At 67.7% G+C, this 3,412-nt stretch carries 6 protein-coding genes; 2 read left to right on the forward strand and 4 right to left on the reverse strand.

Going from position 1 to position 3,412, the window contains the following annotated elements:
• Nucleotides 1-67: 67 nt before the first annotated feature.
• Genes ABIR74_RS02160 through ABIR74_RS02170 form a run of 3 tightly spaced genes read right to left on the reverse strand, consistent with a single transcriptional unit; the run spans nucleotide 68 to nucleotide 2,033 of the window.
• Nucleotides 68-1,081, reverse strand: a complete 1,014-nt coding sequence (locus ABIR74_RS02160; RefSeq protein ID WP_348174975.1) for a 1-aminocyclopropane-1-carboxylate deaminase — start codon at nucleotides 1,079-1,081, stop codon at nucleotides 68-70.
• Nucleotides 1,081-1,590 (reverse strand): DUF6036 family nucleotidyltransferase, encoded by a 510-nt coding sequence (locus ABIR74_RS02165; RefSeq protein ID WP_348174970.1) that lies wholly within the window; start codon nucleotides 1,588-1,590, stop codon nucleotides 1,081-1,083. Before ABIR74_RS02165 ends, ABIR74_RS02160 begins: the two co-directional genes overlap by 1 nt.
• Nucleotides 1,591-1,592: 2 nt before the next feature.
• Nucleotides 1,593-2,033, reverse strand: a complete 441-nt coding sequence (locus tag ABIR74_RS02170) for a hypothetical protein (RefSeq protein ID WP_348174971.1) — start codon at nucleotides 2,031-2,033, stop codon at nucleotides 1,593-1,595.
• Between the two features lie 104 nt (nucleotides 2,034-2,137).
• Here ABIR74_RS02170 and ABIR74_RS02175 point away from each other — a divergent pair, with 104 nt between their 5' ends.
• Both ABIR74_RS02175 and ABIR74_RS02180 read left to right on the forward strand, forming a co-directional pair.
• Complete coding sequence (locus ABIR74_RS02175) at nucleotides 2,138-2,416, forward strand: AbrB/MazE/SpoVT family DNA-binding domain-containing protein (RefSeq protein ID WP_348174972.1); 279 nt, start codon at nucleotides 2,138-2,140, stop codon at nucleotides 2,414-2,416.
• A complete protein-coding gene (locus ABIR74_RS02180) occupies nucleotides 2,392-2,841 on the forward strand; it encodes a PIN domain-containing protein (RefSeq protein WP_348174973.1) in 450 nt (149 codons plus the stop codon). The genes ABIR74_RS02175 and ABIR74_RS02180 overlap by 25 nt, the downstream gene beginning before the upstream one ends.
• Here ABIR74_RS02180 and def read toward each other — a convergent pair.
• Nucleotides 2,842-3,412 (reverse strand): peptide deformylase (def, locus tag ABIR74_RS02185; protein ID WP_348174974.1); only part of this gene is annotated, 571 nt, incomplete at its 5' end.

The following is a 3,412-nucleotide window of genomic DNA, read 5'->3' on the forward strand; positions in this document are numbered from 1 at the left end:
GTGTGTGATCTCGATCCGGATTGCGGGCGAGGCTTGCCTCGCCGGGGGCTCGGCGGCGCCTGCGCCCCTACGCGAAGGCGCCGGCGTAGCCGTTCAGCGCCGGTTGGCCGCCGAGGTGGGCGTAGAGGACGCGTGACCCCGGCGCGATGCGCCCGTCGCGGATGAGGTCGATCAGCGCCGCCATCGACTTGCCTTCGTAGACCGGGTCGGTGAGCATCCCCTCGAGACGGGCGCAGAGGCGAATCGCAGCGATCGTCTTCGCGTCGGGGATTCCGTAGGTGCCGGCGTGCCACTCGTCGAGCAGGACGATCTCGCTGTCCACGAGCGGTCGACCGAGTCCGATCGCCTCGGCCGTGCGGCGGGCGATCCGTGCGATCTGATCCCAGGTCTGCTGGACGGTCGCTGAGCCGTCGATCCCGAGCACGGCGCGTTCGCGCCTCTGGCCAGCGAAGCCCGCGATCATCCCGGCCTGCGTCGACCCGGTCACCGAGCAGACGACGATCGTGTCGAAGAAGACGCCGAGCGCCTCCTCCTGGACGGCCACCTCACCGGCCCAGCCTGCGAACCCGTGACCACCGAGTGGATGGTCGGAGGCACCCGCCGGGATCGGGTAGGGCTTGCCGCCACGCTCGATCACCTCGGCAAGTGCCTGCTCCCAGCTCTCGCGGAAGCCGATGTCGAAGCCGGCTTCCGACAGCCGCACGTCCGCGCCCATGATGCGCGAGAGGAGGATGTTGCCGACCGTCTCGTAGCCAGGGTCGTCCCAGTCGACCCAGTGCTCCTGTACGAGCACACAGCCGAGGCCGAGGTGAGCAGCCACGGCCGCGACCTGGCGCGTGTGGTTCGACTGGACACCGCCGATCGAGACGAGGGTGTCGCAGCCCTCCGCGAGAGCGTCGGCGACGAGATACTCGAGCTTCCGAACCTTGTTTCCGCCATAGGCGAGGCCCGAGTTGACGTCCTCGCGCTTCGCCCAGATATCGACCTTTCCGCCGAGATGGTCTGAAAGGCGCTCGAGGCGATGGACGGGAGACGGGCCGAACGTGAGTGGGATGCGGGGAAAGTCGGCGAGGGAGGGCATCATGCGTCTCCAGGGAACAGCTCTTCGACGAAGAAGCGAGCAGCGGGGTCAAGTCGGTCGCCGTAGACGTCGGCAGCAACGGCGAGAACCTCCGTAGAGGTAGTCAGACCGAGTTGGCCTGCGAGGAGACGGACGTCCTCGTCGTCTTCACCCGGCCTGTGGGCTAGAACCTTCATCGCGAGGATGATCCTCGGTGAGGCGGTCGCGACGCTCAGTCCCGGCAGGTCGAGGATCGGGATCGCTTCGATGTCGGGCCCGGTCAGGAATACTTTGACAGCATCATTCAGCCATCCCTCGTCGAGGCCGCGTTCAGCGGCGATCGCAGCGGCAGCGTCGTAGATCGCTCTCTTCGGCTCGAACACTGCGTCGATGTCCCGCGTGGAGCGCCGCTCGTCGAAGGCGAGGGCGATCGCCGCACCCCCGACGACGTACATCTCGCCCTTGAGCCCCCTGCTGTCCAGCCGGCCTGCCAGCAGACGCAGGAGCTCGAGGATCTCGGATCGCTGCACGGCTACACCCGCCGCATCGAGCGGGCTGACCAGAGGATGCCGCGACGCTTCAACGCCACGGGTGTCTGGGCGAGGGCAATCGCGCGGAAACCCGGTTCAGTGCTCACGAACCAGAATCGATCGAGAAGCCGCTCGGGTTCCGATGTCCACCGCGGACAGGCGATCTGCTGCAGTCCGGCTGTGTATTCGGCGACCCCCGCGAGGAGAGCGTCCGCCCGAGCGTTCCCTGTCGGATCGGGGCGTTCCGCGATCATGGCGGCAAGCTCGTGGGCGCTTGCACGGCCGGCCTGATCGAGGAACTCGCGGGCAGCCGGCAGGAGCTCCTCACCCCCGTTGACACGAGTTCCCGCCTCACGCAGCGTGAGCCTCCGTCCGGGCGTCGCGAGCGCCGGCCCATCGTCGGGGACGTTCGTGCCGGACCGGATCCGGTCGAGGAGTCCCATGCGGGAAGCCTACCGTCCGTTTGTCGCCGATTCCGGCCTGCAAGGAAGAGCACGCGAAACTGTCTGTTCTGGACATCTTGTCAGTCGCTCTTCATACTGTGAAGATGGGACGCAAGATGTGGAGACACGTGATCACGAGTGCAGGTCAGGTCTCGTTGCCGGCCGAGGTGAGACATCGCTGGGACGCGGCCGCGGTGCTGATCGAGGATGAGGGAGATCGACTCGTGCTCCGTCCTGTCCCCGCCGACCCGATCGAGGGGCTTCGCGGCATCCTCAAGGGTCATGTCACGACCGACATCTCGACTGCCGAGGCGATGCGTCAGTGGCGCGAGGAGGACAATGCCGCGATGGAGCGCAAGTGGCGCGAGCACTACGAGGAGTAGCTCTCGACGCAGGGCCGGTGATCGATCTCCTGCTCGACGCGCCGTCGGCTCGCGAGATCGCGAGCGCGCTTCGTGACGCCGGGTCGCTGAGGATCTCCGTCGTCAACGTGGCCGAGGTCCTGGACGTGTCGAGGAGGGTGCACGGTGTGTCGGCGGAGGATGCCGATTTGGCCGTCAACCGCTTCCTCGACGAGGTGGCACGACCTGTCGCCGCGACGCGCGAACAGGCGGAGCGCGCGGCGGACATACGCGCGCGGTACTACCACCGGCGGGATCGTGATGTCTCGCTCGCAGACTGCTTTGTGATCGCGTTGGCCGAGCCCGGCGACACGGTCGCTACGTCGGACAGTGCCGTCGCGTTCGTCGCCCGTGCGGAAGGGCTCGACGTCCTCGCGCTGCCCAATGCACGCGGCCGACGACCGTAGCTAGTCCGGCGCCTGCTCGCCCGGGAACCGGGCAAGGAGCGGCTCGATGCTCGCGACCCATTCCTCCTCCCGGTGGGCGCGGAACATCTCCCACGTGCAGAGCGTCGTCGGGTCGGTGACGCGATCGGGAAAGAGGATGCCATCCAGGTGGTCGAGCTCGTGCTGCATCGTGCCGGTGCTGAGACCGCCGAAGCGCTCGACGTTCTCGTTGCCTTCAGGGTCGCGGTAGGACACATCGACCTCGGTGCTGCGGCGGAGCAGACCGCGAAGATCCGGGATGCTGAGGCAGCCCTCGTAGCTCGCGTAGGTCTCGTCGGTGACCGGGGTGACGACCGGGTTGACGAGGATGCGGAGGCCGAGGCGCGGCTTGTATGGGTAGCGGGGGTTGTCGCCGACTTCGACCACGAAGATCCGCAGCGGGATATCGACCTGCGGCGCCGCGAGCCCGGCGCCGTTCGCCGCGCGCATCGTCTCGACGAGGTCGTCGCATATCTGGTGGAGTTCCGGGGTGTCGAGCTCGGCCGCGGACACCTCGCGCGCCCGCTGCCGCAACCTGGGGTGGCCGATCTGG

This window comes from Gaiella sp., from assembly GCF_039915195.1.
GTDB lineage: Bacteria > Actinomycetota > Thermoleophilia > Gaiellales > Gaiellaceae > Gaiella.

Excerpts from the sequence above, each read along its gene's own strand:
- ABIR74_RS02160 (WP_348174975.1), bottom strand. The coding sequence starts at position 1,081 with ATGCCCTCCCTCGCCGACTTTCCCCGCATCCCACTCACGTTCGGCCCG.
- ABIR74_RS02170 (WP_348174971.1), bottom strand. The coding sequence starts at position 2,033 with ATGGGACTCCTCGACCGGATCCGGTCCGGCACGAACGTCCCCGACGAT.
- ABIR74_RS02175 (WP_348174972.1), top strand. The coding sequence starts at position 2,138 with ATGGGACGCAAGATGTGGAGACACGTGATCACGAGTGCAGGTCAGGTC.